31 protein-coding genes are annotated in these 26,378 nt (G+C 73.0%); 12 read left to right on the top strand and 19 right to left on the bottom strand.

The genetic code is table 11. The annotated features are described in order from the left end of the window. Nucleotides 1-20 precede the first annotated feature (20 nt). Nucleotides 21-1,247, top strand: coding sequence for a PucR family transcriptional regulator (locus ACI782_RS19115; protein WP_456911664.1), 1,227 nt, complete (start codon nucleotides 21-23; stop codon nucleotides 1,245-1,247). 42 nt (nucleotides 1,248-1,289) lie between these two features. On the opposite strand, the gene ACI782_RS19120 is transcribed toward ACI782_RS19115, so the two are convergent. The 3 genes from ACI782_RS19120 to ACI782_RS19130 all read right to left on the bottom strand — a co-directional run bounded on the left by ACI782_RS19120 (nucleotide 1,290) and on the right by ACI782_RS19130 (nucleotide 3,418). Continuing rightward, complete coding sequence (locus tag ACI782_RS19120; protein WP_456911665.1) at nucleotides 1,290-1,541, bottom strand: hypothetical protein; 252 nt, start codon at nucleotides 1,539-1,541, stop codon at nucleotides 1,290-1,292. Between the two features lie 5 nt (nucleotides 1,542-1,546). Further along, nucleotides 1,547-2,104 (bottom strand): CBS domain-containing protein, encoded by a 558-nt coding sequence (locus ACI782_RS19125; protein WP_456911666.1) that lies wholly within the window; start codon nucleotides 2,102-2,104, stop codon nucleotides 1,547-1,549. Between the two features lie 789 nt (nucleotides 2,105-2,893). Continuing rightward, nucleotides 2,894-3,418, bottom strand: a complete 525-nt coding sequence (locus tag ACI782_RS19130) for a CBS domain-containing protein (protein WP_456911667.1) — start codon at nucleotides 3,416-3,418, stop codon at nucleotides 2,894-2,896. 665 nt (nucleotides 3,419-4,083) lie between these two features. Between ACI782_RS19130 and ACI782_RS19135 the strand changes: the two genes are divergently transcribed. Further along, a complete protein-coding gene (locus tag ACI782_RS19135; RefSeq protein WP_456911668.1) occupies nucleotides 4,084-4,356 on the top strand; it encodes a DUF7455 domain-containing protein in 273 nt (90 codons plus the stop codon). 703 nt (nucleotides 4,357-5,059) lie between these two features. Next, entirely contained in the window at nucleotides 5,060-6,031 is a 972-nt protein-coding gene (locus tag ACI782_RS19140) for a patatin-like phospholipase family protein (RefSeq protein ID WP_456911669.1), read from the top strand. On the opposite strand, the gene ACI782_RS19145 is transcribed toward ACI782_RS19140, so the two are convergent. The 6 genes from ACI782_RS19145 to ACI782_RS19170 form a co-directional block, all read right to left on the bottom strand. After that, nucleotides 6,028-6,309: a hypothetical protein gene (locus ACI782_RS19145; protein WP_456911670.1), complete on the bottom strand. Its 282-nt coding sequence runs from the start codon at nucleotides 6,307-6,309 to the stop codon at nucleotides 6,028-6,030. The two genes, ACI782_RS19140 and ACI782_RS19145, sit on opposite strands and share 4 nt — an antisense overlap. Further along, nucleotides 6,306-6,974 carry an RNA polymerase sigma factor gene (locus ACI782_RS19150; RefSeq protein ID WP_456911671.1) on the bottom strand — a complete coding sequence of 223 codons (669 nt, stop codon included), beginning with the start codon at nucleotides 6,972-6,974 and terminating at the stop codon, nucleotides 6,306-6,308. The genes ACI782_RS19145 and ACI782_RS19150 overlap by 4 nt, the downstream gene beginning before the upstream one ends. After that, nucleotides 6,971-7,225 carry a hypothetical protein gene (locus tag ACI782_RS19155; RefSeq protein ID WP_456911672.1) on the bottom strand — a complete coding sequence of 85 codons (255 nt, stop codon included), beginning with the start codon at nucleotides 7,223-7,225 and terminating at the stop codon, nucleotides 6,971-6,973. The genes ACI782_RS19150 and ACI782_RS19155 overlap by 4 nt, the downstream gene beginning before the upstream one ends. A gap of 71 nt (nucleotides 7,226-7,296) precedes the next feature. Next, the gene (locus ACI782_RS19160; protein WP_456911673.1) at nucleotides 7,297-7,992 is read right to left on the bottom strand and encodes a hemerythrin domain-containing protein; all 696 of its coding nucleotides are present in this window, start codon (nucleotides 7,990-7,992) and stop codon (nucleotides 7,297-7,299) included. 33 nt (nucleotides 7,993-8,025) lie between these two features. Continuing rightward, nucleotides 8,026-8,514, bottom strand: coding sequence for a MarR family winged helix-turn-helix transcriptional regulator (locus tag ACI782_RS19165; RefSeq protein WP_456911674.1), 489 nt, complete (start codon nucleotides 8,512-8,514; stop codon nucleotides 8,026-8,028). A 16-nt stretch (nucleotides 8,515-8,530) separates the two neighbouring features. Next, complete coding sequence (locus ACI782_RS19170; RefSeq protein WP_456911675.1) at nucleotides 8,531-8,812, bottom strand: hypothetical protein; 282 nt, start codon at nucleotides 8,810-8,812, stop codon at nucleotides 8,531-8,533. A 138-nt stretch (nucleotides 8,813-8,950) separates the two neighbouring features. Between ACI782_RS19170 and ACI782_RS19175 the strand changes: the two genes are divergently transcribed. Next, the gene (locus ACI782_RS19175) at nucleotides 8,951-9,295 is read left to right on the top strand and encodes a DUF3040 domain-containing protein (RefSeq protein WP_456911676.1); all 345 of its coding nucleotides are present in this window, start codon (nucleotides 8,951-8,953) and stop codon (nucleotides 9,293-9,295) included. A gap of 85 nt (nucleotides 9,296-9,380) precedes the next feature. Next, nucleotides 9,381-10,271, top strand: coding sequence for a hypothetical protein (locus ACI782_RS19180; RefSeq protein WP_456911677.1), 891 nt, complete (start codon nucleotides 9,381-9,383; stop codon nucleotides 10,269-10,271). A 213-nt stretch (nucleotides 10,272-10,484) separates the two neighbouring features. Here the strand turns inward: ACI782_RS19180 and ACI782_RS19185 are convergent, their stop codons facing one another. Beyond that, the gene (locus tag ACI782_RS19185; protein ID WP_456911678.1) at nucleotides 10,485-11,195 is read right to left on the bottom strand and encodes a hypothetical protein; all 711 of its coding nucleotides are present in this window, start codon (nucleotides 11,193-11,195) and stop codon (nucleotides 10,485-10,487) included. Between the two features lie 410 nt (nucleotides 11,196-11,605). Between ACI782_RS19185 and ACI782_RS19190 the strand changes: the two genes are divergently transcribed. Next, the gene (locus tag ACI782_RS19190; protein WP_456911679.1) at nucleotides 11,606-12,094 is read left to right on the top strand and encodes a nuclear transport factor 2 family protein; all 489 of its coding nucleotides are present in this window, start codon (nucleotides 11,606-11,608) and stop codon (nucleotides 12,092-12,094) included. Nucleotides 12,095-12,229: 135 nt separating this feature from the next. Further along, the gene (locus ACI782_RS19195; RefSeq protein ID WP_456911680.1) at nucleotides 12,230-13,924 is read left to right on the top strand and encodes an FAD-dependent oxidoreductase; all 1,695 of its coding nucleotides are present in this window, start codon (nucleotides 12,230-12,232) and stop codon (nucleotides 13,922-13,924) included. Nucleotides 13,925-14,032: 108 nt separating this feature from the next. Here ACI782_RS19195 and ACI782_RS19200 read toward each other — a convergent pair whose 3' ends face one another. The 4 genes from ACI782_RS19200 to ACI782_RS19215 form a co-directional block, all read right to left on the bottom strand. Then, entirely contained in the window at nucleotides 14,033-14,269 is a 237-nt protein-coding gene (locus ACI782_RS19200; RefSeq protein ID WP_456911681.1) for a hypothetical protein, read from the bottom strand. A gap of 269 nt (nucleotides 14,270-14,538) precedes the next feature. Continuing rightward, nucleotides 14,539-15,372 (bottom strand): mycofactocin-coupled SDR family oxidoreductase, encoded by an 834-nt coding sequence (locus tag ACI782_RS19205; RefSeq protein WP_456911682.1) that lies wholly within the window; start codon nucleotides 15,370-15,372, stop codon nucleotides 14,539-14,541. A gap of 111 nt (nucleotides 15,373-15,483) precedes the next feature. Then, nucleotides 15,484-15,846 carry an SDR family oxidoreductase gene (locus tag ACI782_RS19210; protein WP_456911683.1) on the bottom strand — a complete coding sequence of 121 codons (363 nt, stop codon included), beginning with the start codon at nucleotides 15,844-15,846 and terminating at the stop codon, nucleotides 15,484-15,486. Between the two features lie 373 nt (nucleotides 15,847-16,219). Continuing rightward, nucleotides 16,220-17,134, bottom strand: a complete 915-nt coding sequence (locus ACI782_RS19215) for an amidohydrolase family protein (protein WP_456911684.1) — start codon at nucleotides 17,132-17,134, stop codon at nucleotides 16,220-16,222. Nucleotides 17,135-17,350: 216 nt separating this feature from the next. Between ACI782_RS19215 and ACI782_RS19220 the strand changes: the two genes are divergently transcribed. Next, nucleotides 17,351-17,959, top strand: coding sequence for an EXLDI protein (locus tag ACI782_RS19220; protein ID WP_456911685.1), 609 nt, complete (start codon nucleotides 17,351-17,353; stop codon nucleotides 17,957-17,959). 2 nt (nucleotides 17,960-17,961) lie between these two features. Here the strand turns inward: ACI782_RS19220 and ACI782_RS19225 are convergent, their stop codons facing one another. From ACI782_RS19225 to ACI782_RS19245, 5 genes are all read right to left on the bottom strand, one after another. Then, on the bottom strand, nucleotides 17,962-19,041 hold the full coding sequence (locus ACI782_RS19225) for a 3,4-dihydroxy-2-butanone-4-phosphate synthase (protein ID WP_456911686.1): 1,080 nt from the start codon (nucleotides 19,039-19,041) through the stop codon (nucleotides 17,962-17,964). A 118-nt stretch (nucleotides 19,042-19,159) separates the two neighbouring features. Further along, nucleotides 19,160-19,837 (bottom strand): GntR family transcriptional regulator, encoded by a 678-nt coding sequence (locus ACI782_RS19230; protein WP_456911687.1) that lies wholly within the window; start codon nucleotides 19,835-19,837, stop codon nucleotides 19,160-19,162. 29 nt (nucleotides 19,838-19,866) lie between these two features. Continuing rightward, the gene (locus tag ACI782_RS19235; RefSeq protein ID WP_456911688.1) at nucleotides 19,867-20,370 is read right to left on the bottom strand and encodes a flavin reductase family protein; all 504 of its coding nucleotides are present in this window, start codon (nucleotides 20,368-20,370) and stop codon (nucleotides 19,867-19,869) included. Nucleotides 20,371-20,402: 32 nt separating this feature from the next. Next, a complete protein-coding gene (locus tag ACI782_RS19240; protein WP_456911689.1) occupies nucleotides 20,403-20,834 on the bottom strand; it encodes an ester cyclase in 432 nt (143 codons plus the stop codon). 43 nt (nucleotides 20,835-20,877) lie between these two features. Further along, nucleotides 20,878-22,587, bottom strand: coding sequence for a BCCT family transporter (locus ACI782_RS19245; protein ID WP_456911690.1), 1,710 nt, complete (start codon nucleotides 22,585-22,587; stop codon nucleotides 20,878-20,880). A gap of 292 nt (nucleotides 22,588-22,879) precedes the next feature. On the opposite strand from ACI782_RS19245, the gene ACI782_RS19250 reads away from it, so the two are divergent. The 4 genes from ACI782_RS19250 to ACI782_RS19265 are packed head-to-tail and all read left to right on the top strand — an operon-like array spanning nucleotide 22,880 to nucleotide 26,376. Next, nucleotides 22,880-23,602 (top strand): amino acid synthesis family protein, encoded by a 723-nt coding sequence (locus tag ACI782_RS19250; RefSeq protein WP_456911691.1) that lies wholly within the window; start codon nucleotides 22,880-22,882, stop codon nucleotides 23,600-23,602. Nucleotide 23,603: 1 nt separating this feature from the next. After that, nucleotides 23,604-24,155 (top strand): amino acid synthesis family protein, encoded by a 552-nt coding sequence (locus tag ACI782_RS19255; protein WP_456911692.1) that lies wholly within the window; start codon nucleotides 23,604-23,606, stop codon nucleotides 24,153-24,155. 9 nt (nucleotides 24,156-24,164) lie between these two features. Beyond that, nucleotides 24,165-24,896: an alpha/beta fold hydrolase gene (locus ACI782_RS19260; protein WP_456911693.1), complete on the top strand. Its 732-nt coding sequence runs from the start codon at nucleotides 24,165-24,167 to the stop codon at nucleotides 24,894-24,896. Beyond that, complete coding sequence (locus tag ACI782_RS19265) at nucleotides 24,889-26,376, top strand: aldehyde dehydrogenase (protein WP_456911694.1); 1,488 nt, start codon at nucleotides 24,889-24,891, stop codon at nucleotides 26,374-26,376. The genes ACI782_RS19260 and ACI782_RS19265 overlap by 8 nt, the downstream gene beginning before the upstream one ends. The last annotated feature ends 2 nt before the right edge of the window (nucleotides 26,377-26,378 follow it).

Below are 26,378 nucleotides of genomic sequence, written 5' to 3' on the forward strand. Positions count from 1 at the left end.
GCAACGACGTGGGAGGGGACATGACCCGCAAGGCCGAGGACGGGCCCACCTGCCGCCCGGCGGCGTCGGCCTCCGGCGACTGGCTGGCCTCGGTGGGTGCCTCGGCGGCGGCCGCCGTGAAGGCGCCGCCGGAACTGCTCGGTGGGTACCTGCCGCTGCTGGCCGACGCCGCGATCAACGGCCGCCGTCCCGACTCCTTCGAGCTCGACGCCGTCCGCGAGCTCGGCCGGCGCGCCGCCGCGCAGGGGGTCGGCGCGCGCCGCGCGGTCGACCTGTACCTGTCCGCGGCGTGGCGGCTGTGGCGGCGACTGCCCGTCGTCGCGCGCTCCTCGGATCCGGAGAAGGTCCGCCGGGCCGCCGAGGCGGTGCTGCGGGTGCTCGACGACGCCGTCGGTGTGCTGGTCGACGGCCACCAGGCGGAGCGCCGGGAGATGATCCGCCGGGAGGAGGCCCTGCGGGCCGAGTTCGTCGACGACCTGCTGCGCGGTGACGCCGACGTCTCCCGGCTGGTGGAGCGCGCGGAGCCGTTCGGCATCGACCTGGGCAAGCCCCACCACGTCGCGCTGGTCGCACCGGCCGATGGCGACGGCGCGGTCGACCGTGCGGCGATCGCGCTGGAGCGTGCGGTGGTCGAGCGGTTCGGGGACAGGGAGGTGCTGGTGGCCACCAAGGACGGACGCGTGGTCGTCGTCGTCCCGGGTGGCTCCGCCCCGGCCTTCGCCCTACCGAGAGGCGTCGACGTGGGCGCGGCGCTCCAGCAGGAACTGCGCCGCCGAGAGCTCGCCGGCCGCTGGCGCGTGGCTGCCGGACGCGCCTTCCCCGGCGCCTACGGCGTCGCCCGCTCCTACGAGGAGGCCCTCGAGGCCCTGACCTTCGCCGACCGGCTCGACCTGGACACCAACGTCGTCCACGCGCGCGACCTGCTCGTCTACCGGGTGCTCGGCCGCGACCAGGCGGCCATCGTCGACCTGGTCCGCGACGTGCTCACACCCCTGGACCAGGTGCGCGGCGGGGCGGAGGTGCTGCTGGAGACCCTGCGGGAGTACTTCAACGCCGGTGAGGTCGCGACCGAGGCCGCCCGCCGGCTGCACGTGTCGGTCCGCACGGTCACCTATCGCCTGGCCCGGGTCGCCCAGCTCACCGGGTACAGCGTCTCCCAGCCCGGCCAGCGGTTCTCGCTGCAGACGGCCGTGCTCGGCGCGCGGCTGCTCGACTGGCCCGCGACGCCGCTGCCGCCCGAACTCTGACCGGTCTGGGGTCGGGGGAGTCCGACCAGGGGGCGGTCCCGCTCACCGGGGACCCGCGGCCCGTGCGGCGCGGGCCGAGGCTCGCGTCGTGTCGCCGAGCTGCGTGCGCACCCGGGCCTCGGTGATGCCGGCCAGTCCGCGGCGCACCCCGGCGCGCAGCAGCCCGGCGCGGCAGTGGATCACCGCGCGGATGACGGTCCCGGCCGGCAGGACGGGATGGAACTCGCGGATGAGGGACTCGGTGCGCGCGAGCAGTGCCTTGCGCTCCGCGACGACGATGGCGGCGTGACCCACGGCGGTCATCCTCGGCCCGTCGGCCGGGCCGTGGATCGCCGCGGGGGCTCTCCCCGCCCGCCGTCCGCGGCCAGTGCGGCGAAGTGCCACAGCGTGACCAGGCCGAGGAGGCGTCCTGCCTCGTCGACGACCGGCACGGCGTCGGCCCGGGCGTCGAGCATGGTCCGGGCGACGGTCGCCACGTCGTCCCTGCTCCTCACCCGAGGTCGGGCACGCCCGCGGAGCAGCAACGTGAAGACCGGTGTCCAGTGCGCTCCGAGCGGTCCCGGCGGCCACTCCAGGGCCATGGTCTGCTGGTCCAGCACCCCGGCCGGGCGTTGGTGGTCATCCACGACCACCAGGTGCTGGGTGCGCGCTCCGTGCAGCCGACCCCAGGCGGTCCACATCGAGGTGCTCCGGTGCACGGTCGCGGGAAGGCGGGTCATGACGTCGGCCGCGGTTCTCGCGGGGCGGTCAGGTCCTCGCGCAGGGACCAGCGTGCCGTGAGCCGCCTCCCGTTCCCTGGGAGCCTCCAGCTGGGCTCGCGTCATGGCCGCTCGACCGAGGTGGACCAGGGAACTCATCGTCTTCCGCCTCTCCGCCGTCACCCGCACGTGCTCCTCCCTGGAGAGTGCGCGAGGGCGGATGCCCTTCTCGAGGTCACCCACCGGACAGGTGGTCAGGAGGCCACTTGCCGAGCACCTGCAACCAGTGCAGGCCGGTGGCCGGCGCGTCCGGACGGACGACCGCCGCCGTAGGCGGAACCTGAGGTCGGTTCACGGCCACGTCCTGCCGGCCATCGGCAGCCTTGACGCATCCGAGTTGACCGGCGGAAGCCCTGGGTGGACCGAGCTCCCAAGAGCACGCTGAGGCCATCCCCGGAACGGATGGAGAAACCGACGTGTACCTCACCCTCTCCCGCGGTGCTGAGTCGGAGTCCGCGCGAGTCACCGGAATGGACCTCCAGGTCGCACGGAGCGACGTCCCCACCGCCCGGCCGACCACGAGAGCCCGGCGGGGGTGTCGGCTGGCCGACATCGTCGACGAGTGGGGACTGCAGTCCTTTCCCGCCAGCGACCCGCCGGCGAACTGGTGAATCCCGCACGGGCGGACTTCGCGGAGACGAGCGGCGGCGTGACCGAGTTGCGCTCGGGCGATCTGATGAGGCTGCAGCAGGAGGCAGGAGTCGGCGCCCAGCGCCCGGTCGGCGGCAGCAGTGGCCCCGGCGAGGCCGGCACCGGCGAGCACGATGATCGCCGGCAGGAAGGACAAGCTCTCCCGGAACCGGTAGAGAGCCGCTGCCACGCGCAGCTCGGGCAGCGGCCCGGGGCGTCTGCTCGCCCGTTCGTCAGCAACGGGCAGCCGGATCTCGGTCACCTCTCGTTCGTGCCGGGTGGCGCCGATGTCAGGGCCGGCGGTGTCGCGTCGTGAGAGCAGCGGATGGACGCGATGAGTTCGACGCAGTGCCCCGCCGTGACCAGCCCCGTCAATCGCCCGTCCTCGTCCACGACGGGGAGTGCGTCAGCGCGGGCGTCGAGCATGGTCAGGGCCCCCGTTGCGACGTGCTCGGAGCCGGACACCCGCGGATCGGTTCGGAAGCGCAGCAGCTGATGGACCGGCAGGTGGTGCGCGCCCAGCGGCCCGGGCGGCCACTCCAGGGCGATGTCGCGCTCGTCGAGAACGCCGATGGGACGTGCGGCCTCATCGACCACGACCAGGTGCTCGCCGTGTTGTTCCCACAGGAGCCCCCAAGCGCGGAACAGCGACGCGTGCTCACCGACAGTCCCAGGGTGGCGGGTCATCACCTCGGCGACAGTGGGCAGTCGCGGGTGAGTTGCTTCCTCCCTGGGTGTCCGGCGCATCCCTCCGTCGAGGGCCGGCCGGTCGAGTGTGACCACGTTGGTCGAGATCTGACTCCCTTCTCCGTGCGATGAGACGCCGTTCCGATGTCGGGTCGATCCCGACGGCGGTCGACTGCGGACCCGTCGGAGGTGAGCAGCCTCTGTTCGTCGAGAGATCCGCGCCGGCCACATCCCGGCACCTCCGGTCCGCGAGTCGGGGGGCCGATCGTGCTTCTCGGTGATCGGGTACGCGGGCTCCGACTCGGCGTTCGCACGTCGCAGTGTGCTGCCGACGTCCGGCGGCTTGGAGGGGTCCTGCAGGACAGGCCGACCGGCGCGCGGTTGCCGGACGTCGGCAGTCGAACCCTCGTGCGCCAGGTCGACTGTGGCCGCCGTGCCCCGGCCGAGCATCCGACCGATGGGCGGGTCTCGGGCTGCGTCACGTGGGCGTCGTGGTCACGTCGGTCGGCGAAGCGGAGTGAGAGCCCGGAGGAGCTGTTGCTGACACTCGGCAAGGAGGGCGGTCATCAGCTGTCCGACGCCGTCCCTGGCCGGGCGGGCGTCGGGCAGGGCATGGTCGGACTCGAAGCCGAGCGACCGCGCTCGGCGCTGAGGAAGTCCGTCGCCGAGGGATCGCACGCCGAGTCCCCGCGAGCACGGCGAGCCGGAGCGCAAGCCACCGGCGAACCGAACCGATCGACCCCGACCGGAGGAGCCAGCAGGTGTCCACTGCCATCCTGGACGAGCACGTCGAGTTCGCGGCGACCAGCGTCGCCCCTCTGACGCTCACCGACCGCTGCGACGCGCCCGCTGTCGTGGGCGGTCCGAACGGGAGGACAGGTCGTGGCGCCTGCGGCGCGCAGGGCTTCATCCGTGCCGTGCTGCCCAGCGGCAACGACCTGGTCTTCTGCGCCCACCACGGCCGGGAGCAGGAGGCCGCTCTCGCCGCCGCCGGGGCGACCATCCGCGACGAGACCGGCAAGCTCGATGCCTAGTGGTGGTCGTGCGCGACGACGAGTCCACGCACGGCGCCGTCCTGCGGCAGGAACCCGCCAGCCGGGTGCTCGTCGGGTGGACGGCTCGGCCGGCTCCGCGGCCGCGCGACGGTTCGCCACAGCCGAGCTCCGGCTTCGTGGCGGTGAACTGCACGTGGTCCACACCTGGATCGACACCGTGTCCGGCTACGGCGGTCCGCACCCGTGGGCCGCCGGTCCCCCGCTCCGAAGGCGCCCTCTCCGGATGTCGTCATCGTCCGCCTTCTCGCGTCGCCTCCGCCGGTATCCAGGAGCCGGCCGACCGGCGTGCCGGTATCCGGGAGCACCTGACATCGCCGCCCGAGAGGCATGGTCCTCGTACCGCCCAGGCTCGGGAGCGTCGCTCGCTCGGAGGCTCGGCCGCCGCGACGCCGCTGAGCTGGATGCCGTGGTGCCGCCGCTCACGGGATCTGGGCCCGCACTGATCGTGCCGGCCGAGCCGGCCCTCACCGTCGTCTCCACCGCGCTGGCCAGCCAGGGCGGTCGGCGGACCGGCGTCGACCCGCGGACCGGCGCCGGTCGGGCATCATCCGCGTCACCGCCCGCTCCGGGGTAAGACGCCTGGCCGCGCCGACACCAATGGACACGCGGCTCGCAACGCAGGCCGGCCCGTTCCCGGCGTCGGCCCCGTGCCGCCGCGGCAGAGGAGCGGAGGCGACTGGTGATGACGACAGCGTTCGTCCTGTCCGGCGGTGGCAGCCTCGGCGCGGTCCAGGTCGGCATGCTGCAGGCCCTGGCCGAGCGACGCATCCGCCCCGACCTCCTCGTGGGCACCTCCGCCGGTGCCCTCAACGCCGTCTTCCTCGCGGCACACGGGAGTGGGCCCGGCGCGCTGGATCGTCTCGCCGCCATCTGGGCGGGCCTTCGGCGCGACGACGTCTTCCCGATCAGGGCACCGCGGATGGTGCTCGCGCTCGCCGGGGCGCGGAACTCCCTGTGCGACTCCCACGGCTTGGCGCGCCTCGTGGGAGAGCACGTCGGTCTGGCCTGCCTCGAGGCGGCCTCGATCCCGGTCCATCTCGTCGCCACCGACCTGCTCTCCGGCGAGGAGGTGCTGCTGTCGGAGGGGGACGTGCTGAGCGCCGTCCTGGCCAGCAGCGCCGTACCCGCCGTCCTGCCACCCGTGCGGCGGGACGGTCTGACCCTGGTCGACGGCGGGCTGGCCGACAACGCAGCCATCTCCCAGGCGGTCGCCCTGGGTGCGGACCGGGTCTACGTGCTGCCGACCGGCTACGCCTGCGCCCTCCCGTCGCCGCCCACCCGGCCGCTGGCGGTGGCCGTCCAGGCCCTCGGCCTGCTCGTGCAGCAACGGCTGATCACCGACGTGGCGCAGTACGCGGACTGCGTGGACCTCGTCGTGCTGCCGCCGCTGTGTCCACTCCGGATCTCGGCGATCGACTTCCGGCACGCGGCCGAGCTCTGCCGGCGGGCGCGCGCCTCCTCGGCTGCGTGGCTGGACAGCGGTGCGGCGTCCCGGCCCAGGCCCGAACGGATCTTGAGCCTGCACGGCCACGCGCGGAGCCACCCCCTGCGTGACGAGGACGACGGGCGCCTGTCGGCTGGCGCCGAGGGCGCCGCGGGCGGCCCGGAGGTGCCCCGGGGTGAGCAGGGCGCGGAGGACACCCTCAGTGCCTAGCCTGGGAACCGGCGCAGGGCCGCCGCCGGGTCGACTCCCGCCTCCGCGGCGGCGAGCAACAGCAGCGTCGCCGCCTCCTCGGAGCAGGCCGCGCACCCGGCGAGGTGCGCCGGCATCGCCGCGAGTTCGTCATCGATGGGAGTGCCCTCGTGGGTGAGCACGTCCTCGACGTACCGGTCGACCAGCCGGAAGCAGTCGTCGCACGACAGCCAGGGACCCGGGTCGGCCGTCAGCCGCCGCAGGGCGGTGGGGGAGAGCGGACCATCGGCCGCGTTCATCGGGAGCCTCTCCTCGGTGCGGACGGCGTCAGGTAGCCCAGCTCGGTGAGATGGGCCCGGAGGCGGCCCCGGACGTCGTGCAGCGTCTTGTACAGCGCGTTGCGGTTGGTGCCGAGTCGCTCGGCGAGCACGTCGATCGGCACCTCGTCCACGATCAGGGCCAGTGCGATCCGCCGCTGGTGGGGAGTGAGGACCCGCTCGATCGCGTCCCGTGTGGCAGCCGCGAGGTCGGCCCCCTCGGCGTACTGGTCTGGTGAGGGCCGCCGCGCGGCCAGCGACGCGGCTGCGTCCAGCGGCACCTCCCGACGGGACCACGCCTGACGGCGCAGCTCCACCGCGGCCTGCAGGACCGCGAACTTGTACGCCCAGGTCGTGAAGCGGCTGCGGCCCTCGAAGGTCGCGAGCTTGCCCAGCACCGCGACCATCGCCTCGTCGGCGGCCAGGTTGACCACGTCGTCCACCTGCGCCGCACCCACAGCGGCCCGCAGTCCCGGCATGCGGGCGACCTGGAACCGTGCGGCCCGGAGCAGCAGGGCGTGCAGCCGCTGGAGTGCCTGCTCGCGCACCGGGCCGGGCGTCGTGAGCGCCGTGACCCAGTCCTCCGGCGCCGGGGGCGCCTCGTCGGTCGAGGATCGCGTCGACCGGTCGCGGCTGACGGTCGTCATGGCCGGTGGTCAGCCACCTCGACGGGCGCCAGGATGCGGACGGCCAGCTCCGGCGGGCAGCCGCGGTCGAGGAGTGCGAGCACGGCGTGCAGGTCGATGCCCGGGGTGGTGGCGACCTCGCGGGCGAGTGCGGCCGGGAACCCGGCGTCGAGGAGCCGGCGCAGTCGCCACGCCTCGACGTCGGAGGCCGGCCACCGGTCGGGAACCACGGTCGTCCCGGGTGCCGGGAGGCCCTCGTGATGGCACGTCATGGTCTGTTCGTGTCGCCCCGGCCTCGGGTTCTTACCGCGCCGGTGGAAGCGCTCGAGTCCGGGCCGGGCGATCATCCGTCGAGCCGCCGCATCGCCTGCACCCGCCACTCCTCCGGCCCCTCGGCCAGGTGTGTTGTCCACCGCACGTCGACCGGCCAGGTGCGGTGGACGGCCCGGCGCAGCACCTGTGGTCCCCGGGTGGAGCGGATCTCGACGCTGTCTCCGCTGCGCAGCCGGGTCACCCGGCGGACGACGGCCTCCTCGGCGGACTCCCGCGGGAACACGTCCAGGTCGAGCACCGGCTCCTCGAGGGCCCCCCACCATCCGCGGCACCACGGCGGTCGGCCGCGCGTGCCGACCCCGTCGAGGGTGACGGTGGCCAGCGCCCGCTCCTCCTCGACGACGTGCCGCTGCAGGAGGCGGCGCAGCTGACGGACGCCACGGGCCAGCGGGTCGACGTCGGGTCCCGGCTCGACGGCGAGAGCTCCCAGCTGTTCGGTCATGGTGCGCAGGGCCGCGTGCTCGGCGAGCAGCGGGCGGACCCGTGGCGCCGCGCAGCCGCCCACGAGGGGGAAGAGCAGGCGTTCCTCCTGTCCGGCCTGGTCGAGCAGCTCGTAGTGCAGGTGGTCGACCAAGCGGCGCAACTCGACGTCGGGCCACCGGTTCTCCTCGACCGCCAGGAGTACGGCGTCCGCGCGAGTGCCGACCTGTTCGACGAGGGCGGCGTGCTCGTCGGCGAGTGAGAGCGCTGGGGGTGGCAGGTCCATGGTCGGTCTCCGGACGGACGGGGTCGCGCGGACTCAGGCTCTCGTGTGCCAGGAGGGGAGAGACAGCGCGGACTCCATCCGGCGCAGCTCGTCGCGGTGCAGGACGGCCAATCGGGCGAGGAGGTCGTCGCCCTGGGCGGTCAGGGTCACCCGCACGGCGCGGCCGTCGTCGGGATGGGCGGTGCGCTGGACGAGGTCCTGGTCCTGGGCCCGGTTCACGAGCTCGACGACGCTGTGGTGCCGGAGCTGGAGGCGCTCCGCGAGCTCTCGGACCGTGGCCCACTCGCGGCCGGGGAAGCCCTTGAGCGCGAGCAACAGCTGGTACTGCTGCGGGGTGGCGCCGTGGCCTCGCACGATCTCCTCGCTGGACCGGAGGTAGCGCCGGATGGCGAACCGGAACCGTGCGAGGGCCTCGAAGTCCTCCTTGGTCAGGGGCTCCCCGGGGTCGGCCGCAGCGGGAGGAGGGCCGTCGTCCGCCGGCTCGACGGAGCGTCGACGGGCCTCGGGGGGGTCCGGCGGCATGTCCACTCGTCGGGGTTCAGCGGCCGGCCGACGACCGGATCGAGTCCCGGTAGTCGTCGTAGGTGGCCAGGACGTCCTCGAGCTCGACGACGCTGGGGAAGTCGGCGACGTCCTGGTGGCCGAGCAGGTGGGCGACGGTCCGCCGGACGAGGTCTTCCTCGTCGTCTGCCCCGACGCCGAGGTCGTCGAGCACGGCGGGGGAGAGGTTGAACCACGACTCGGCGGTCTCCTCCCGGTCTCGCAGGCGGACGACGAACCGGTGGGGTCCCTGCGGCTCGATCTCGATGATCTCGGTCATCAGGTCCGCCTCCTCCTGCCGGGCGTCCGGCTCTGCGGTCGGGAGGTCGTGGGCCCGGCGACCTCCCGACCGAAGATACATCGTGTTACGATATTCCTGTCAATGGGTCCTGGTACCCCTCCCCGAGGGAGGTCGATCGTGCTCAGCGATGCGGAGCGGCGGGTCCTCGCCGAACTGGAGCGGGCCCTCGACGACGGCCGCACTGTCGCCGAGGGAGCTCGCGGTGGCCGGTTGGACGGAGTCTGGCGTTCGCCGGCGCGGATCGTGCTCTCGGTCCTCGGGGTCGGCGTCCTCGTGCTGCTCTCGTGGGGTGCCGGCTCGGCCGTGGTCGCCCTCGCCGCAGCCGGCGGGCTGGCGTGGAGCACGTGGCGCGTCTGGCCACTGCTCGCCTCCGAGGACGAGCGCGGTGCGGGCGCTCGACCCGTGCCGGGCCGCCGTCCCGGGCGGTGGACCGTGGACCGGGACGCGCCGTCCCCACGCTGATCCGTCCCCCGCGCCCCAGGACGCCGAACAGTCGACGGGCAGCCCAGATGTGGCGGGTCCGCCCGATCACCGCCGCCACTCGGCCGTGGCGCCGTCGATCGCCTTCATCGACGAGATCGACATGATCGGCCGCGCCCGAGGCAGCGCGGTGACGCAGGGTGGGCACGAGCGGAGCACGCTTCGACCGCATGATCACGGTCAACGCGCCCGACTCGACGGACGGCGCGACATCCTGAAAGTGCACGTGCGCAAGGTGCTGCTGGCCGCCGACGTCGATCTACGGGAGATCGCCGCGATCACGCCCGGTGTGACGGGGGTCGATCTCGCCGACCTGGTCAACCAGGCGGCGCTGGGCACCGCTCGCCGCGGCGCCGACGCGGTGACCCTGCGCGACTTCGCCGGTGCCCTGGAATCGGATCCAGCTCGGCGCGGAGCGCAACGTCGTCATGCCGCCGGAGGAGCGCCGGCGGACCGCGTACCACGAGGGCGGCCACGCGCTGCTCGGCATGCTGCAGCCGGGCGCGGACCCGGTGTGCAAGGTGTCGATCATCCCGCGCGGACACGCGCTCGGCGTCCCCCCTCCACGCCGGACGCTGACAGGTACGGCTTCAGCGAGCAGTACCTGCGCGGACGGATCATCGGCGCGCTGAGCGGGATGGCCGCCGAGGAGGAGGTCTTCGGCGTCGTCACCACGGGGCGGAGAGCGACCTGGAGAGGCGCCACCAGGATCGCTCGCGCAGTGGCCGGCCGGCGGGGCGTGTCCGGACGCATCGGCCCGGTCTCGGTGCCGCCGAAGGACGCCGACCCGCGGGTGGCCGGCGTCTCCGAGGCCATGCTCGACGGCGTGGACTGCGAGGTCCGCCGGATCAGCGACGAGGGCTACGCCGAGGCGCGCCGGCTGCTGCGGGAGAACCGGGACGAGCTCACGACCAACAACCACCCACGACCGCCAACCACAGTCGACGACGTCCGGTGATGGAGGAGCCCGCTGACCGGCTGATTCATCGCTGACCCACCGCTGCCGACGACGTCGAGATCAACTCGCAGGGTCATTGGTTCGAGTCCGATCGCAGGAGCAACTCCACAGGCCAGCGGGCTGTCAGGCGCTCCGAGCCTCGTCCGGCGACCAACGAACCACCGGGCTGACTCAGGCCTGCTGGCTTGTGGCGGGCGGCCCCCTGGCTGGCCGTCAGCCGGCGGCGGTCTTCCCGCCCCGCCCGCGGGCGGTCACGACGACGCCGATCGCGAACACCAGCACGACCACCTGGAAGGCCGGTACGGCGATCCGCTGCAGGCCGCTGTCCAGGCCGCTGTAGCTCACGTCGATCCCGACTGCGACCGACAGGACCCCGGCGAGGACGGCGATCCAGCCCACCCAGCCGGCCAGCACACGGGTGGTCAGGATCGCCGCCCCGAACAGCAGCAGGGCCGCGCCCAGCAGCACGCGGAAGTAGCTCTGCGCACCCCACTCGGTCCACCGCACGATCTCCGCGTCGGTGAAGCGAACGGCCTTGTCGGCGCCGCTGGCGGCGACCCAGGCGTCGACGGCTTGCTTCAGGGTGATCCCGTCGACCGCCTGCAGTACCGCCCAGACCGCGGCCGTGGCCACGGTGAACCCGGCGGCGAACGCCGACAGCCTCGGCGCCCGCGACCGAAGCACCAGGTGGAGGACGATCAGTCCGCCGAGAGCGGCCAGGACCCCGATGAACTGAGCGAGGTGGACCCACTCCCACGAGGCGCTCGCGGCGTACTCGGTGAAGATCACCTCGTGGACGTCCTCGTCCCCGCCCGGATGGAACAACACCGTCACGGCGGTGGCGAAGACGAACCCGCCCAGTAGCAGCACGCCGCTCTCCCGCAGGAGCCGGCGGTCCGCCTGGGTGCCTGAGATCGACGTCATGGCCGCCCCTTCCGCCGGTTGGGCGGTGGCAGGCGATCGTAGTGGCAGCACGGGGCGCGGAGGGGCTAGTGCGACTCCGTCCGGGACTCCTCCCCAGGACGGCCGCCCGTCCGCAGCCACCTCTTGGACCTGACCCCCTGTACCCCAGGTGGAGGGACGACGGTGCGAGCAACCTCCGACCGACGAACCACCCGCAACAGCCAACGGCAGTCCGATGACGGGAACGGACCCGACCCGGACGTACACCGGGAACCAACCTGAGGGCCGCCGGTCCCCGTGTCCCTGTCGGCGGCCTCCGGGTGTCTCGAACGTGCTCGGGGCGTCTGCAGGACAGGGACTTGCGCCCCGTCTCCCGGACCGGCGTCAGCGCTAGCGTCACGCTCACCGCACCGAGCCACCCGGGGGCACCCGTGACGTCAACCGCCCTGACCCTGGAGCAGACCGTCGCCCGCAACATGGCCGTGGTCGACGCCCACTTCCACAACGAGAACCCGCAGGACATCGACACGGCCATCGACCTGTACAGCGACTCGATCGTCTGGGAAGCACCGGCTCGCGGCGTCCTCCTCCGTGGCAGAGAAGCAGTCAAGGCCAGCTACCTCACGATGTTCGACAGCTACCAGATCCACTCGCCGACCCCGATCCGACGCGTCGCAACGGACAGCTGCGTCGTCGATGACGTGGTCGCCGACATGACCCTCGTCGGAGACGTCGAGAACAACGTCCCGAACTGCCCGTTGCCGAGTGGAACCCGGGTCAGCTTGCGCGTCGTCCACATCTTCGAACTGGACGACGACGGCCGGATCACCCGCGAGAACGCCTACGAACTGTTCCGGCGAGCCGACGGGCCGATCGACGATGACATCCCCGCCTACGCTCCGACCGTGACCTTCGACTGACCCGTCTCGCCTCGGCCCACTCGTGCAGACGCCGCCAGCAGGTCCAGCCCGAGCCGTAGCCGAGCTCGACCGGCAGATCCTGGAGGGGCGACCGGGATGGGGGTCCCTGCGCCGGCCTCCGAACCGGGAGGGGCGATGCCACAGGACGTTCCCACCATCGCCGTCGTCAGCCGCGACAGGCGTGCACGCACAGCCACCCGGGAGGAGATCGAGAAGCGGTATGGGCGCGACTACAACGTCGTCACCTGGGAGACGGCCGACGACGCCCTGACCGATCTCACCACGATGCGCGACCGGGGTGTGGTGGTGGCGCTGGTGCTCGCCGACTGTGTCCCGGCGGAGGAGGACGGGATCGGGCTGCTCACCCGGACCCGCGCTCTGCACCCGGCGGCCAAGCGGGTGGCCCTGGTGCGGTGGGGAGACTTCGCCAGTGGCCGACGGGTGTTCGAGGCCTTGCGGGCCGGGGTCATCGACAACTACCTCATCGGGCCGGTGCAGGCCCGGGACGAGGAGTTCCACGCAGCGGTGACGGAGATCCTCGAGACGTGGGGGACGGCGCGGAGTGAAGAGTTCCACCCGGTCCAGGTCATCGGTGATCCCGCGTCGCCCCGCAGCCTCGAGCTGCGGGACGAGCTGACCCGCGGCCACGTTCCCTTCGCGTTCTACGACGCTCGATCAGAGGCAGGGCTCGGCCAGCTCACCGATCTGGGGCTGCAGCCGGCCCGGTTGCCGGTCGTGGTGCTGCAGTTCCCGGGGGAGCCGAGGGTCCTGGTGGACCCGTCCGACCAGGAGCTGATCGACGCCTTCGACATGATGACGCCGGTGGCCCCGGACGCGGTCTTCGACGTGACGATCGTGGGGGGCGGTCCCGCCGGCCTGGCCGCAGCCGTCTATGCCGCCTCCGAAGGCCTCGCGACACTGGTGGTGGAGCAGAAGGCCGTCGGTGGTCAGGCGGGCACGACATCGCTGATCCGCAACTATCCGGGCTTCGCGCGCGGGGTGTCCGGCTACAAACTCACCAACGGTTCGTTCCACCAAGCGTGGTCGTTCGGGGCCACGTTCCGACTCATGCGTTCTGCGACGGCCCTCCGCAGTGAGGGTGCGGTCAAGGTGGTCGATCTGTCCGACGGCACGGCCGTTCGCAGCCGCGCCGTGATCATCGCCGTGGGCGCCGCGTACCGTCGGCTCGACGTGCCTGAGCTGGAGGACCTGGTGGGGCGGGGCGTCTTCTACGGTGCGGCGGTGTCCGAGGCCCCGTCGATGACGGGCCGGCGAGTGTTCATCGTGGGCGGAGGGAACTCCGCCGGACAAGCCGCGATGCACCTGTCGAGCTATGCCTCCGAGGTGACGGTCCTGGTCCGGGGCAGCACTCTCGCGGCCAACATGTCCGACTACCTCATCCGCGACCTCGACGCCGCACCGAACGTCACCGTCCGGTACGGGGTGCGGATCGTCGGGGGAGGAGGGAGCGGCGCACTGGACCACGTGCAGCTCAGCGTCGCCGGCACCGCTGCGGTCGAGACCGTCACGGCCGATGCCCTGTTCGTGCTGATCGGGTCACGGCCGGCCACCGAGTGGTTGGCAGGCACCGTGGCCCGGGATCCATCGGGATTCGTCCTCACCGGGGAGGCGGTTGCTCCTGACGGACCCCGCCGACCGCAGTTCGACCTGGAGACCGATGTCCCGGGCGTCTTCGCCGTCGGGGACGTCCGGCACGACTCGGTCAAGCGGGTGGCGTCTGCCGTCGGAGAAGGGGCGATCGTCGCTCAGTACCTCCATCGCTACCTCGACCGGTCACAGCCGCTGGTCGCTGCCCGCCGGGCGGAGTAGGGTCGGCCTCCAACGCCAGGAAGCCCGACGAGGGGGGCCGGCAGCTCGATCCCGATCGCCGCCTGCCGCTGTGGGCCGTGCGTGCCGTGGGTGCCGGCGGTGGCGACGTCAGTGGGTCAGCGCGAGGCAGGTCCAACACAGCGGCCACTCGGGATCGCCGTCGTCGGGCCACGCCCAGTCGGCGGGGTCGAGCAGCGTCACCGGCGCGAGACAGACCGCGCGGCCGTCGACGAGCCCGTCGCCGCCGACCGCGTGCAGGCGTCCGGCCGGCATGTCCACCCATTCCTGCTCCCAGGGCTGGGGGGCGACCGCGTCGGCGCCGACCGTCCAGTCCTCGCGTGGCACGTGACCGGCCCGGAGAACGGGATCAGGCCGAGGCCGGTCGTGATGGGCCGGTTCGGAAGTCACGCTCACCACGATCCGGGGGATCCGGGTCCGTTGCAGGGCACTTGGTCCCAGCGGGGATGTGAGCTGCACCGCCCCGCCGCTGACGGACGGAGGACACGGCCGGCGCGGGTGGGGGCGCGAGGGACGTCGGCCTTCCCGCCCGCACCGCGCCACGACACCTCGTGGCCCGCGGGCCGGCCCCGGGTGCCGGGCCGGTCCGCGGGACGTCACTTGACCAGGGCTCCGGCGTCCACCGGCAGTGGCACGCCGGTGATGTACCGGGCGTCGTCGGACACCAGGAACACCAGCGCCCGGCTGATGTCGATGGGCTGGACCCACGGGATCGGCAGGGTGTGCATGGCCTGCGACCTCGGCTCGAAGTCCGCCCGGGTGGGATTCGGGATGTCAGGGACGAAGACCTTCATCGTCTCGTCGTTCATGATCATGTCTGTCTCGACCTGGGTCGGGTGGATGCTGTTCACCCGGATCCGCTCCGGCCCGTACTCCACGGCCAGGGTGCGCATCAGGCCGACCACGCCGTGCTTGGCCGACACGTAGTGCGAGATGTGCGAGTAGGCCTGCAGCCCGGCCGCGGAGCTGGTCAGCACGATGGCGCCGCCCTCGCCGCCGGCGAGGATGTGCGGGATCGCGGCCTTGCAGGTCTGCCACACACCGGTGAGGTTGACGTCGATCATCTGCTGCCAGACGTCGAGCGGCAGCTCGTGGGAGGCGTGCGGGAGCGACCCGATCCCGGCGTTCGCCGCCACGATGTCCAGCCGGCCGAGCTGGGTCACGCCGTCGTCGACCGCGCCTGCGAGGGCGTCGTAGTCCCGGACGTCGGCCTTCGCCGCCACGATCCGGCGGTCCAGCGCCTCGACCTCGCGGACGGTCTCCTGCAGCTTCTCCCAGGTGCCGGTCGGGTAGGGCATTCCCGGGACCTGCTCGCAGATGTCGACGGCGATGACGTCGGCGCCCTCCCGGGCGAGCTCGACCGCGTGGCTTCGCCCCTGTCCCTGGGCCGCTCCGGTGACCAAGGCGACCTTGCCGTCGAGCCTGCCCATGACGTCTCCACTCGTCGATGCACCGTGTCCCGCGTCACAGTACGGGCCCGTCCCGGGTCGTCACCCCGGTGCGGTGGCCACCGCCGTCCCGGGGAGCGGGCAGCTCCGGGCTCACACCGCGGTGAGGCCGCCGTCGACGGTCAGCGTCGTCCCCGTGACGTACGAGGAGGCGAGAGAGGCGAGGAACAACAGCGCGCTGTCCAGTTCGCGCTGCTCGCCGAAGCGCCCGAGGATGCTGTGCGCACCCACCATCTCCCGCAGGACCGTGTCGTCGCCGGCGGTCATCTCGCTGGCGAAGTAGCCAGGGCAGAGGGCGTTCACCCGGATCCCCTTGCGGCCGGACCACTGTTGCGCCAGGTCGCGGGTCAGCCCGATCACGCCGGCCTTGCTCGCGGCGTAGGACGCCTGCGGGAACCGGGGAGCGACGAGGCCGAGCACGCTGGCGACGTTGACGATCGCCGACCCCGGCGGCATGGCAGGGGCGCAGGCCTGCGTCGACGGTCTGGACGAAGGTCATGCTGCCGCCGAGCACGGTGACGCCGCTGAGGCAGATCAGCAGCATGAGCCGTTGCCCGATCCGGTCGGCGGGAGGAACCGTGGTGTGGGTCTCGGTCAGGGGCAGTGGAATCCAGTCCATGCCGCGGCCGCTCCGGATGTGCTGGTCCAGCACGGCAGGCGCTCGCCAAGGGCCTCGTCGAGGCGACCTGCTCCCTCGCCGACCAGGGGCTGCGGGTCGGCCGGCGCCTCGCGCTCACGGTCACCGGCAGCGCTCGGGACCTGGTCCCGCTCCGCTGACGTCCCATGGCCGGCGGCAGGGTGTCACCGCCCTGCCGCAGGCCGGGTCGGTTCACAGCGAGTAGACCCGGCGCGCCGTCCGGGCGAACACGTCGTCCTGGACGTCGGCCGGCTGGTCGGCGAGGGCTCGTCGCCAGGCGGCCACCAGGGGTGGCAGCTCGGTCCAGATCTTCTCGATGGGGAAGTTGCTGCCCCACGTGCACCGGCGTGGACCGAACAGCTGCAGGCAGGTGCCGGTGACCAGGTCGATGAGTCCCTGGTCGACGCGGTGGACGAAGGTGCCCTGCCCGGTCAGCTTGACCACCACGTTGGGCTGCTCGGCCAGCAGCCGCATGCCCTGCCGCCAGGCCTCGACGGTCGCGGGATCGGTGTCCTCCAGCATCCCGGCGTGCACCAGGACGAACGTGGTCTCGGGGAAGTCGGCGACGAGCTGCGCGGCCAGGGCCATCTGGGGGCTGAACACCTGCAGCTCGAACAGCCACCCGAGGTCTGCGAGCGCGGCGATGTTGCGGCGGAACACCGGGTCGGTCATGCGGTCGGGAGCGGCGGCGAACCGGTACTCCGGGCGCTCGTGCCAGTGCAGTTGGAGCCGCGTGCCCCGGACCAGCGGGGTGAGCGCGGCCTGCTGCCGCATCACCTCCGCGGCACCAGGGTGGAACAGGTCCGCCGAGCCGATGAAGGCCGTCGGCCAGCCGGTCGCGGCGTGGACGTCGGCCAGCCAGCGGATCTCGTCGAGCGACCGGTCCAGCGGCCAGTTGGCCTGCACGTAGACGGAGGAGGTGATGCCGACGGCGGTGGCCTCGGCGACGTACTCCTCGGCGAGGTAGTCGCGCCGGATCGACTCGTAGGGACCGAAGATCCGCGGTACCGGCTCGCCGCTGAGCCAGGGCAGGTCGGCCGCGCGCCAGATGTGGTGGTGGCTGTCGACCAGCTCGGCGGGCCCGGCGGACGTGTTCTCGATGGTCATCTCCTCCGGCTCCGTTCTGGCTCGTTCCGCGCGGCCACGGGCGATCCGCGGCACGGGTGCCGCCCGCGCCGGGTGGGCCGGCGTCTCTCGGCCACTGCCCACCATGGCGTCCCGTGCGGGGCCGTGCACGCCGGTTCGCCGGGGTGGCTGTTGCTCCGCGCGGCGGGCCGCGCTCCAATAGGTCTATACGTATACAAAGACGCCCGGGAGGCTGCGGTGCCCAACAAGACGATCTACGTGTCCGACGACGACCTCGTGCTGTACGAGCGGGCCCAGGCGCTGGCCGGTGGCAACCTCTCCGCGGCCGTCTCCCGCGCCCTGCGCCAGTTCGTCGATGCCGAGGAGGCCCGCCAGGGCGGCTACCAGCAGGTGACGGTGCGGGTGGGCAGCGGCCGCGACCGCCGCGAGCAGCGCTTCTCGGGGGTCCTGCTCGGTGAGTGGCGGCACCCCACCGCCGATCGGAGCATCGAGCGCTTCCGCGTCTACCGGACGCCGAAGGGGAAGTTCGCCCTGCACACCAGCCGGATGCCCGACTGGGCGGCGTGGTCGGACCCGGAGACCTGGCGCGGCGGCTGGCACTGGGACTGGAACCGCTGGGATCGCGAGGGCGCCGGCAACCCGGCCGAGAACTGGCGGGACTTCACGCAGGGCCTCAAGGAGACGCTCCGGCGGGAGGTCTCCCGGGGCTGGTGGTGGGGACCGACCGACGAGGACCTCGACGTCGCCGACAGCCTCGAGGACCTGCGCGACAAGATGCCCGCCGAGTTCTACGACACCCTCGTCGGGGAGGGCGGCCGGCCCGACGTCGAGGACCTCGACATCTGACGTCAGCCGGTCGGCGTCGCTCCGAGCGGGCACGGCCGCCCGGGGACGCCGGACACCGGCCGCGAGCTCCGGACGCCCAGGTCGCGCATGATCTGCGCGGCGACGTCCCGATCGTGCGGGGCCCCGGCAGCGGTGCGCCGGAGGTGGACCACCACGCCGCGGCCGGCCCCGGCGACGCCGGCCACGGCGGACCGGAGGTGCTCGCCGCAGTCGCAGAGGGCCGCGCCCAGGGGATCCCCGGCGAGGCACTCGCGGTGGACGTGCACCAGCACGTCCTCGCCGTCCCCGAGGTCGCCGTGGACCAGCGCCAGGTGCTCGCCGCCATCCGTGCGGTCGCGGTAGCGGACGGCGGTGGACCCGCCGGCGGCCGGCGGCAGAGCGGTCGACGCACCCCGCTCGACCGTCCCCTCGAAGCGCACGCGGTACGCGACGAGGTCGCCGACCGAGACCAGCGCCAGGCCGTGCTCGCGGGCGAAGCGCTCGAGCATCGCGCCGCGGGCCGTCCCACCGGGGTCCACCGTGCTGACCAGCTCGCAGCGCCCGGCCGAGGGCCGCAGCCCGGCGAGGCCGGCGAGGTCGGCGGCCGCCTCGGCCCGCCCGCGGGTGCCGAACACGCCGCCCGGCCGCACCCGCACGGGGACGACGTGGCCCGGCCGCACGAGGTCCGCCGCTCCCGAGTCCGGTGCGGCCAGCAGCCGGATGGTGGTCGACCGGTCCGTGGCCGAGATGCCGGTGCCGGTCCCGGCGGCGGCGTCGACCGCCACGCACTGGGCCGCGCCGGGGCGGTCCCGGTCGGCCGCGACCATCAGCGGGAGGTCCAGCCGGTCGGCGTCCGCCTCGGGGACGGCCACGCAGACGAAGCCCGCGGTGTGCCGGACCACGAACGCCAGCAGCTGCGGGGTGGCGAGCTCGGCGGCGAAGGCGAGGTCGCCGGCGCCGTCGTCGCCGACGAGGACGACCGGCCGCCCCGCGGCGACGTCGGCCAGCGCCGCGCGCACCCGCTCGACCGGGTCGGCGCCGGCGGAGAGCCGGGATCCCTCCCGACCGGAGAGCGTGGCACGGGGTGGCAGGACGGCGGTCATGGATCTGTCCTCCAGGAGCTGCGCCGCGGCTGTCGCGGGCGCGTCGGGATGACCGCCGGGTCGGGAGCGGACCCGGCGGGTGGGGTCTGTCGGTCGCGTCGTCGGGGACGGCGGCGACTCAGCGCAGGGTCGGCAGGCCCGCCAGCACCGCCTGCCGGCTGGCCCGCACGTGCTCGCGCATGACCCGCTCGGCGCTGTCGCCGTCCTTGGCGATGATCAGTTCGACCACCCGGTGGTGCTCCTGGTCGGACTGCGCGGGGCGCCCGGGCTGGCGCAGCGAGGTGGTGACCAGGCGCGAGTAGGCGAGCTGGTTCATCAGGACCCGGTAGTGGGCCTCGAGCTTGGTGTTGTCCGAGCCGACGATGAGCAGGTCGTGGAACGCCTGCACCAGCTCGGCGTAGCGGCCCCGGTCGTCGCGGGCGACCGCGGCGTCGGCCTCGCGGAGGTTCTCCTCGAGGCGGTCGAGCTCGGGCACCCGGCCGCGCTGGGCCAGCAGCCGCGCCGCGGCGCCCTCGAGCAGCTCCTTCATCTCGAACAGCTCGGTGATCTCGCGGCGGGACGGCGTGGTCACGAAGGTCCCGACGCGGGGACGGATCTCGACCAGGCCCTCGGTCTGCAGCTGCTTGAGCGCCTCGCGGACGGGGGTGCGGCTGACCCCGAACTCCTCCGCGAGGGTCAGCTCGGAGAGGTTGACGTCGGCGCCGATCTCGCCGCTGATGATGCGCCGGCGCATCTCGGCGATGACCCGGCCCTGCCGGCTCAGGCCGTTGCCGGTCCCGTTCGGCCCGTGGCTCACGACGTCCATCCTCCGTCCCTCTGTCGTGGTCATCCCAGCGGGCTCAGGGCTCCGCTGTCGAAGAACTGCCCCGCGGAGTACACCATCGGGTTGCGTTCGGTGACCGTCGCCTCCACCACGCGGCAGATGAACACCGTGTGCGTGCTGGCCTGCAGGCGCTCGCGGATCTGCACCTCCATCTGCGCGCTGCTGCGCTCGATGAACGGACTCCCGAAGGGCCCGGGGCGCCAGTCGAGCCCGGCGAACTTGTCGGCCGACTTCGTCGCGAACCGCTGCACGACGTCGAGCTGGTCGGTCGAGAGGATGTTGATGGCGAGGTGGTCGGCCCGGAACAGGCAGTCGTGCGTCGAGGAGGTGCGCTGGACGCAGACCATCACCGTCGGCGGCTCCAGGGAGACGCTGGCGAACGCGTTGACGGCGAGGCCCTTGGGGACGCCCCCGTCCATCACGGTCACCACGGTGACGCCGGTGACGAAGCGCCGGTTCACCTGCTTCATCAGGTCGGGGCCCAGGGTGGCGGGCGTGCCGGTCATGGGGAGCACTCCTTCCGTGGTCGCCGGGCCCATCAGCCGTCCTGTCCCACGCTGATGATGCCGAGCGCGGAGAGCAGGGCGCGGGGGTCCCAGGTGACGAACTCCTCGACGACGCGGTCGCCGTCGAAGCGGGCGAAGGTCGCGCCGCTCACCTCGACCTGGCGGTGGGTCGGCGGTACCCCGAGGAAGGGGCGGTCGTGCCGCCCGGTGCTGTGCCAGCGCACCGCGGCGCGGTCGCCGTCGACGACGATCTCGTCGATCGTGGTGGTCAGGTCGGGGAAGGCGGCGCGGGTGGCGGTGATGGACGCCTTGAACCCGGCGAGGTCCAGCCCCTCGTCGGCGGCGGAGGTGCGCCGGCGGTAGCGGGGGCTGAGCACCGCGTCGAGGGCGTCGACGTCCCCGCGGTCCCAGGCGGCGGCCCAGGCGTCCGCGATCAGTTCCCGGCGGCTGTTCCCGTCGGACATGGTGGTCTCCTCTCGAGCCGTGGTGTGCGTGGGGGAGGGGCGGTCAGTCCTGGCGCTCGCCGTCGGTGTCCGGGGTGCTGCGGGACTCCGGGGCGGCCTCCGCCGGCGCGGGCACCGGCCGGGGGTGCGGGACGGTGCCCGACGCGGCGGCGACGGCTGCCGCGGCCGCGCGCCGGTCGGCGGTGAGCTCCTTCCAGAACGCCACCGCCAGGCCGGCGATGATCACCAGGAAGGGCGCCGAGGTCACGATGACGGTGTTCTGCAGGGCGTTCAGGCCGCCACCCAGCATCAGGACGATCGCGGTGATGCCGGTGAGGGTGCCCCAGAGGACGAGCACCGAGCGCCGCGGGTTCAGCGACCCGCCCGAGGTCAGCATGCTCAGGACGTAGGTGTTCGCGTCCGCCCCGGAGACGAAGAACATCACCACGAGGATGATCGCGACCACCGAGGTGACCGTGGCCAGCGGGAAGTGCTCCAGCGTCGCGAAGAACGCGCTGTTGATGTCCGCCGTCGTCTGCGCGGCGATGTCGCCGCCCTCGAACATGTCGACGTGGATGGCGGTCCCGCCGAAGACGGTGAACCAGGTGAAGAACACGACGCTGGGGACGACGAGCACCCCGGTGATGAAGCCGCGGATGGTCCGCCCGCGGGAGATCCGGGCGAGGAAGACCCCGACGAAGGCCCCCCAGGAGACCCACCAGGCCATCATGAAGTAGGTCCACCACTGCATCCACTCCAGCCCGCCGAAGGCCGTGCCCTGCAGGCTCATGCGGAAGAAGTCGCTGATCCACGTGCCCAGGGACTCGATGTAGAGGTTGGCGACGAAGACCGCCGGGCCGACCACCAGGACGAAGACGAACAGCGCGATGGCCAGGCCGGCGCTGCCCTGGCTGAGGTACTTGATGCCCTTGCTGACGCCGGTGACGGCCGAGAGCGTGAAGACCGCGGTCACCGCCGCGATGATCAGGACCTGCGTCACGGAGTTGACCGGGACGCCGAACAGCGAGCCGAGGCCGTTGTTCACCTGGAGCGCGCCCAGGCCCAGGGACGTCGTCGTGCCGAACAGCGTCGCGAACACGGCGAGGACGTCGATCGCCTTGCCGATGGGCCCGTTGACCCGGTCGCCGAGCAGCGGGACGAACAGCTGGCTGACCAGCGTGCGCCGGCCCTTGCGGTAGGTGCTGTACGCGATCGCGAGGCCGAAGACCGCGAAGATCGCCCACGCCTGCAGGCCCCAGTCGAAGTAGGAGTACTGCAGCGCCCGGATCGCCGCGTCCGGCGTCCCCGGCTCCGCGAGGCCGTGCGGCGGCGCGGCGAAGTGCGAGATCGGCTCGGCGACGCCGTAGGAGATCAGGCCGATCCCCATGACCGCGCTGAGGATCATCGCGAACCACGTGGGGGTCGAGAACTCCGGGCGGTCGGTGTCCCTGCCCAGCCGGACGTCGCCGAACGGGCTGAAGGCCAGGAAGACCAGGAAGACGAGCAGCCCCAGCGTCACCACCAGGTAGGTCCACCCGAAGGTCGACGTCAGCCAGTTCAGCGAGGACGTCGTGACCGTGGCCAGGTTGTCGGTGAAGAGGGCGCCCCACGCCACGAAGACCGCGGAGATGCCCACCGAGGTCCAGAAGACCGAGCCGAGCCTCCCCTTGTCCGCGGGGTCGGGTTGGCCGTCGACCGGCATCGTGGAGAGGTCCGGCGCCGGCGCGGGAGCTGACAGGTGCTGGGGCACGCGCTCCCCGAGGTGACTGGACATGGGACTCCTTGGGTGCTGGAACGACGCTCATCAGCCGTTCCTGGTATGCCAGAGAACGTTAGAGCCGTCACATCTTGCATGTCAATGGTCGGCCCGGCTGTCGGGCGGCGATGTGGCCGGCGGGAGCGGGCGAGGCGCTCCGGCGGTGGCCGCCACGAGCGCATATCACCTGCTCAAAGGCCCAACAACTCGGGATGCCCGCGGCACGTGTCCGTCCCGTTCCCGCTCTGTCCCGGGTCCGGTCCGGGTTCGTGCTTGACCCATGCCAGGCGCAAGTCCTACCGTCTGTGGCATGCAAGAAGCCCTCAACGGTGCGGTGGCCACCCTCGGCCGCCCGGACCACGAGCGTCGCGTCCCGGGCTCCGGTCCCGTCGTCCCTGCTCCTCCCGCCGAGGCGGCCGGGGACCCGGCGGGCGAGCTGGTCCGGATCGGCGTCCGGAAGGTCGTGCTCTACCGCGAGACCGTCGTCTCCGAGAACGGCCGGGAGCCGGCCCGCCCGGGCGAGCGCGCCACGGTCGCCGCCGTCCTCGCCAACCCCTGGGTGGGCACCGGCCCGGAGACCGACCTGTCCCCGCAGGTGGCGGTGGTCGCGCCCGTGCTCGCCAAGGTGCTGACCGACCGGCTGATCGGCGCCCTCGGTGGGGCCGACCGCATCGAGGCGTTCGGGAAGGCCGCCGTGGTCGGGACCGCCGGGGAGATCGAGCACGCCGGCGCGCTGATCCACACGCCCTACTTCGGCAACCTGGTGCGCGACTTCCTCGAGGGCGAGTCGATCATCTGCTTCGCCGACACGCGGGCCGATGCGGGGGAGGCGCTGGTCGTCCCCATGTGGCACAAGACGCACGCCGCGACCCGCAGCCACTACCAGACCGTCACCGCCCGCGTGCCCGACGCCCCGCGGGCGGGCGAGCTGGTCGTCATCGCGGCCGCCTCCACCGGTCCGCGTCCGCACGCCCGCATCGGGGACCGCGCCACCGACCCCGTCGTCACCGCCGAGAAGCTGGGAGTCCGCTGACATGAACGTGCGCAAGATCGTGACCATCGTCGAGGAGGTCTGCGCCGAGGGGGGCCGCCAGGTCACCCCCGCCGCCCGGGTCGCCGTCGTTGCCGCCGTGATCGAGAACCCGTGGGCCGGTCAGGGGTTCGTCGAGGACCTCCAGCCCGGCATCGAGGAGAACGCCTCCGCGCTGGGTGCGCTGCTCGCGCCCGCGGTGCTCGAGGCCCTCGACGCCCCCGCCGAGGCGTACGGCAAGGCGGGCATCGTCGGGCTCGACGGCGAGATCGAGCACGGGTCCGCGCTGATCCACACCCTGAAGTTCGGCGACCACTTCCGGAAGGCGGCCAGCGCCACGACGCTGCTGCCGGCGGTCGAGAAGCGCGGCCCCGCCGGGGTCGTCTTCGACATCCCGCTCAAGCACGTCACCGACGCCACCATCCGGTCCCACCACCAGACGATCGAGGTCCGCATCGCCGACGCGCCCCACCCGGGCGAACTGGTGATCGCCCTCGCCGCCGCCGCGCAGGGCCGGCCGCAGCAGCGGCTGGCCGCCCTGTCGACCGAGCAGTGAGCCGCGGCCATGCCCAAGCCCACGATGGTCCTGCTGCACGGTGTGGGTCTCGACGCCACCATGTGGGCGCCGGTCACCGCCCTGCTGCCGGACGACGTCGAGGCCCTGGCGCTGGACCTGCCGGGCCACGGCCGGCGGCGGCCCGCTCCGCACGGCGTCACGCTCGCTGACCTCGCCGCGGAGGTCGCCGCCTCGGTGCCGCCCGGCTCGCACCTGGTCGGGTTCTCCCTGGGCGCCCTGGTGGCGCAGCACCTGGCCCGCCACCGCCCCGACCTGGTGGCGACGCTGACCTCGGTGAGCTCGGTCTGCCGGCGCACCGAGGCCGAGCGGGCCGCCGTCCTCGGCCGCCTGGCCACGGCCGCCGCGGACTTCCCGGCCAGCGTCGCGGCCTCGCTGCAGCGCTGGTACGCCGGGACCTCCGTGGACCCGGAGGTCGTGCGCCGGACCGAGGCGACGCTGCTCGCCAACGACGTCGCGTCCTACCTGAACTGCTACCGGGTGTTCGCCACCGCCGACGCCGACATCGCCCCCGAGCTGCCGCGTATCACGGTCCCGGCGCTCGCGGTCACCGGCGCCGACGACCCCGGCTCCACCCCCGAGATGACGCACCGGCTGGCCGCGGCGATCCCGGACTGCCGGGCCGTCGTCGTCCCCGGTGCGCGGCACATGCTGCCGGTCGAGCGCCCGCAGGACCTGGTCACCTGTCTGACCACCTTCATCGGAGAGAGGGCTCATGTCTGACCTCAAGCATTACGAGCACCACATCGGCGGCGAGTGGGTCGCGCCGTCCTCCGGCGAGTACTTCGAGAGCACCAACCCCGCCACCTGTACGCGCCTCTACACCGCGGCGCGGGGCGACGCGGCCGACGTGGACCGCGCCGTCCGGGCCGCCCGGGCGACGTTCGAGGACCCGCGCTGGCGGGACCTCAGCCAGACCAGGCGGGGTCACCTGCTGCGCCGGCTCGGTGACCTGATCGGCGAGCACGCCGACGAGCTGGCCCGGATGGAGACCGAGGACAACGGCAAGCTGCTGCGCGAGATGCGGGCGCAGCTGGCGACCCTGCCGGAGTACTACTTCTACTACGCCGGGCTGGCCGACAAGGTCCACGGCGACGTCATCCCCACGTCCGACCGGCGGGTCCTGAACTACACGACCCGGGAGCCGCTGGGCGTCGTCGGGGCGATCACCCCGTGGAACTCGCCGCTGACCCTGACCACGAGCAAGCTGGCGCCCGCGCTGTGCGCCGGCAACACCGTCGTGATCAAGCCGTCGGAGTACACGTCGGCGACCGTGCTCAAGCTCGCCGAGCTGGTCACCCTGGCCGGGTTCCCCCCGGGGACGGTCAACGTGGTGACCGGCTTCGGGCCGGAGGCCGGCCAGGCCCTCGTCGACCACCCCGGGCTGGCCAAGATCTCGTTCACCGGCAGCACCGGGACCGGCGCGCGGATCGCCGCGAGCACCGCGGCCCGCTTCATCGGCTCCACCCTGGAGCTCGGCGGGAAGTCGCCGAACATCGTCTTCGAGGACGCCGACGTCTCGAACGCGGCGATGGGTGTGGTGGCCGGCATCTTCGCCGCCGCCGGACAGACCTGCATCGCCGGCAGCCGGGTGTTCGCGCACCGGGCGGTCTACGACGAGCTGCTCGAGCGGGTGACCGAGCGCGCCCGCAGCATCCGGATCGGGGACCCGCTCGCGGACACCACCGAGCTCGGCCCGCTGGCCTTCGCCGACCAGCGCGACAAGGTGGCCGGGTACGTGGACCTGGGCCGCTCCGAGGGCGCGCGCGTGCTGACCGGCGGCCGGCCCACCGACGGCGGCCTCGGCGGCTGGTTCTACGAGCCCACCGTGCTGGTCGACGTGGACAACTCCATGCGCGTCGTCCGGGAGGAGATCTTCGGCCCGGTGGCGGCGATCATGCCGTTCGACAGCGAGGACGAGGTGGTGCGCCTGGCCAACGACACCGAGTACGGGCTGGCGGCCGGCGTCTGGACCCGGGACCTCTCGCGGGCCCACCGGATGGCCTCGCGCCTCGAGGCCGGGACCATCTGGGTCAACACCTACCGGGCCATGTCCCCGATGTCGCCCCGCCAGGGCTTCAAGAACAGCGGCGTGGGCGTGGAGCACGGGACCGAGACGATGCGGGAGTACACCCGGCTCAAGAGCGTCTGGATCAACACCAGCGAGGAGCCGGTGGCCGACCCGTTCATCATGCGGAGCTGACC

Source organism: Geodermatophilus sp. SYSU D00703 (genome assembly GCF_054050155.1).

What these genes read in the sequence shown, in the direction of transcription:
- ACI782_RS19250 (WP_456911691.1), top strand. Translation starts at nt 22,880, where the DNA reads ATGCAAGAAGCCCTCAACGGTGCGGTGGCCACCCTCGGCCGCCCGGAC.
- ACI782_RS19170 (WP_456911675.1), bottom strand. Translation starts at nt 8,812, where the DNA reads ATGACCGAGATCATCGAGATCGAGCCGCAGGGACCCCACCGGTTCGTC.
- ACI782_RS19115 (WP_456911664.1), top strand. Translation starts at nt 21, where the DNA reads ATGACCCGCAAGGCCGAGGACGGGCCCACCTGCCGCCCGGCGGCGTCG.
- ACI782_RS19145 (WP_456911670.1), bottom strand. Translation starts at nt 6,309, where the DNA reads ATGAACGCGGCCGATGGTCCGCTCTCCCCCACCGCCCTGCGGCGGCTG.
- ACI782_RS19195 (WP_456911680.1), top strand. Translation starts at nt 12,230, where the DNA reads ATGCCACAGGACGTTCCCACCATCGCCGTCGTCAGCCGCGACAGGCGT.
- ACI782_RS19240 (WP_456911689.1), bottom strand. Translation starts at nt 20,834, where the DNA reads ATGTCCGACGGGAACAGCCGCCGGGAACTGATCGCGGACGCCTGGGCC.
- ACI782_RS19165 (WP_456911674.1), bottom strand. Translation starts at nt 8,514, where the DNA reads ATGCCGCCGGACCCCCCCGAGGCCCGTCGACGCTCCGTCGAGCCGGCG.
- ACI782_RS19140 (WP_456911669.1), top strand. Translation starts at nt 5,060, where the DNA reads ATGACGACAGCGTTCGTCCTGTCCGGCGGTGGCAGCCTCGGCGCGGTC.
- ACI782_RS19185 (WP_456911678.1), bottom strand. Translation starts at nt 11,195, where the DNA reads ATGACGTCGATCTCAGGCACCCAGGCGGACCGCCGGCTCCTGCGGGAG.
- ACI782_RS19160 (WP_456911673.1), bottom strand. Translation starts at nt 7,992, where the DNA reads ATGGACCTGCCACCCCCAGCGCTCTCACTCGCCGACGAGCACGCCGCC.
- ACI782_RS19150 (WP_456911671.1), bottom strand. Translation starts at nt 6,974, where the DNA reads ATGACGACCGTCAGCCGCGACCGGTCGACGCGATCCTCGACCGACGAG.
- ACI782_RS19215 (WP_456911684.1), bottom strand. Translation starts at nt 17,134, where the DNA reads ATGACCATCGAGAACACGTCCGCCGGGCCCGCCGAGCTGGTCGACAGC.
- ACI782_RS19225 (WP_456911686.1), bottom strand. Translation starts at nt 19,041, where the DNA reads ATGACCGCCGTCCTGCCACCCCGTGCCACGCTCTCCGGTCGGGAGGGA.
- ACI782_RS19155 (WP_456911672.1), bottom strand. Translation starts at nt 7,225, where the DNA reads ATGACGTGCCATCACGAGGGCCTCCCGGCACCCGGGACGACCGTGGTT.
- ACI782_RS19255 (WP_456911692.1), top strand. Translation starts at nt 23,604, where the DNA reads ATGAACGTGCGCAAGATCGTGACCATCGTCGAGGAGGTCTGCGCCGAG.
- ACI782_RS19245 (WP_456911690.1), bottom strand. Translation starts at nt 22,587, where the DNA reads ATGTCCAGTCACCTCGGGGAGCGCGTGCCCCAGCACCTGTCAGCTCCC.
- ACI782_RS19235 (WP_456911688.1), bottom strand. Translation starts at nt 20,370, where the DNA reads ATGACCGGCACGCCCGCCACCCTGGGCCCCGACCTGATGAAGCAGGTG.
- ACI782_RS19265 (WP_456911694.1), top strand. Translation starts at nt 24,889, where the DNA reads ATGTCTGACCTCAAGCATTACGAGCACCACATCGGCGGCGAGTGGGTC.
- ACI782_RS19205 (WP_456911682.1), bottom strand. Translation starts at nt 15,372, where the DNA reads ATGGGCAGGCTCGACGGCAAGGTCGCCTTGGTCACCGGAGCGGCCCAG.
- ACI782_RS19125 (WP_456911666.1), bottom strand. Translation starts at nt 2,104, where the DNA reads ATGAGTTCCCTGGTCCACCTCGGTCGAGCGGCCATGACGCGAGCCCAG.
- ACI782_RS19260 (WP_456911693.1), top strand. Translation starts at nt 24,165, where the DNA reads ATGCCCAAGCCCACGATGGTCCTGCTGCACGGTGTGGGTCTCGACGCC.
- ACI782_RS19210 (WP_456911683.1), bottom strand. Translation starts at nt 15,846, where the DNA reads ATGCCGCCGGGGTCGGCGATCGTCAACGTCGCCAGCGTGCTCGGCCTC.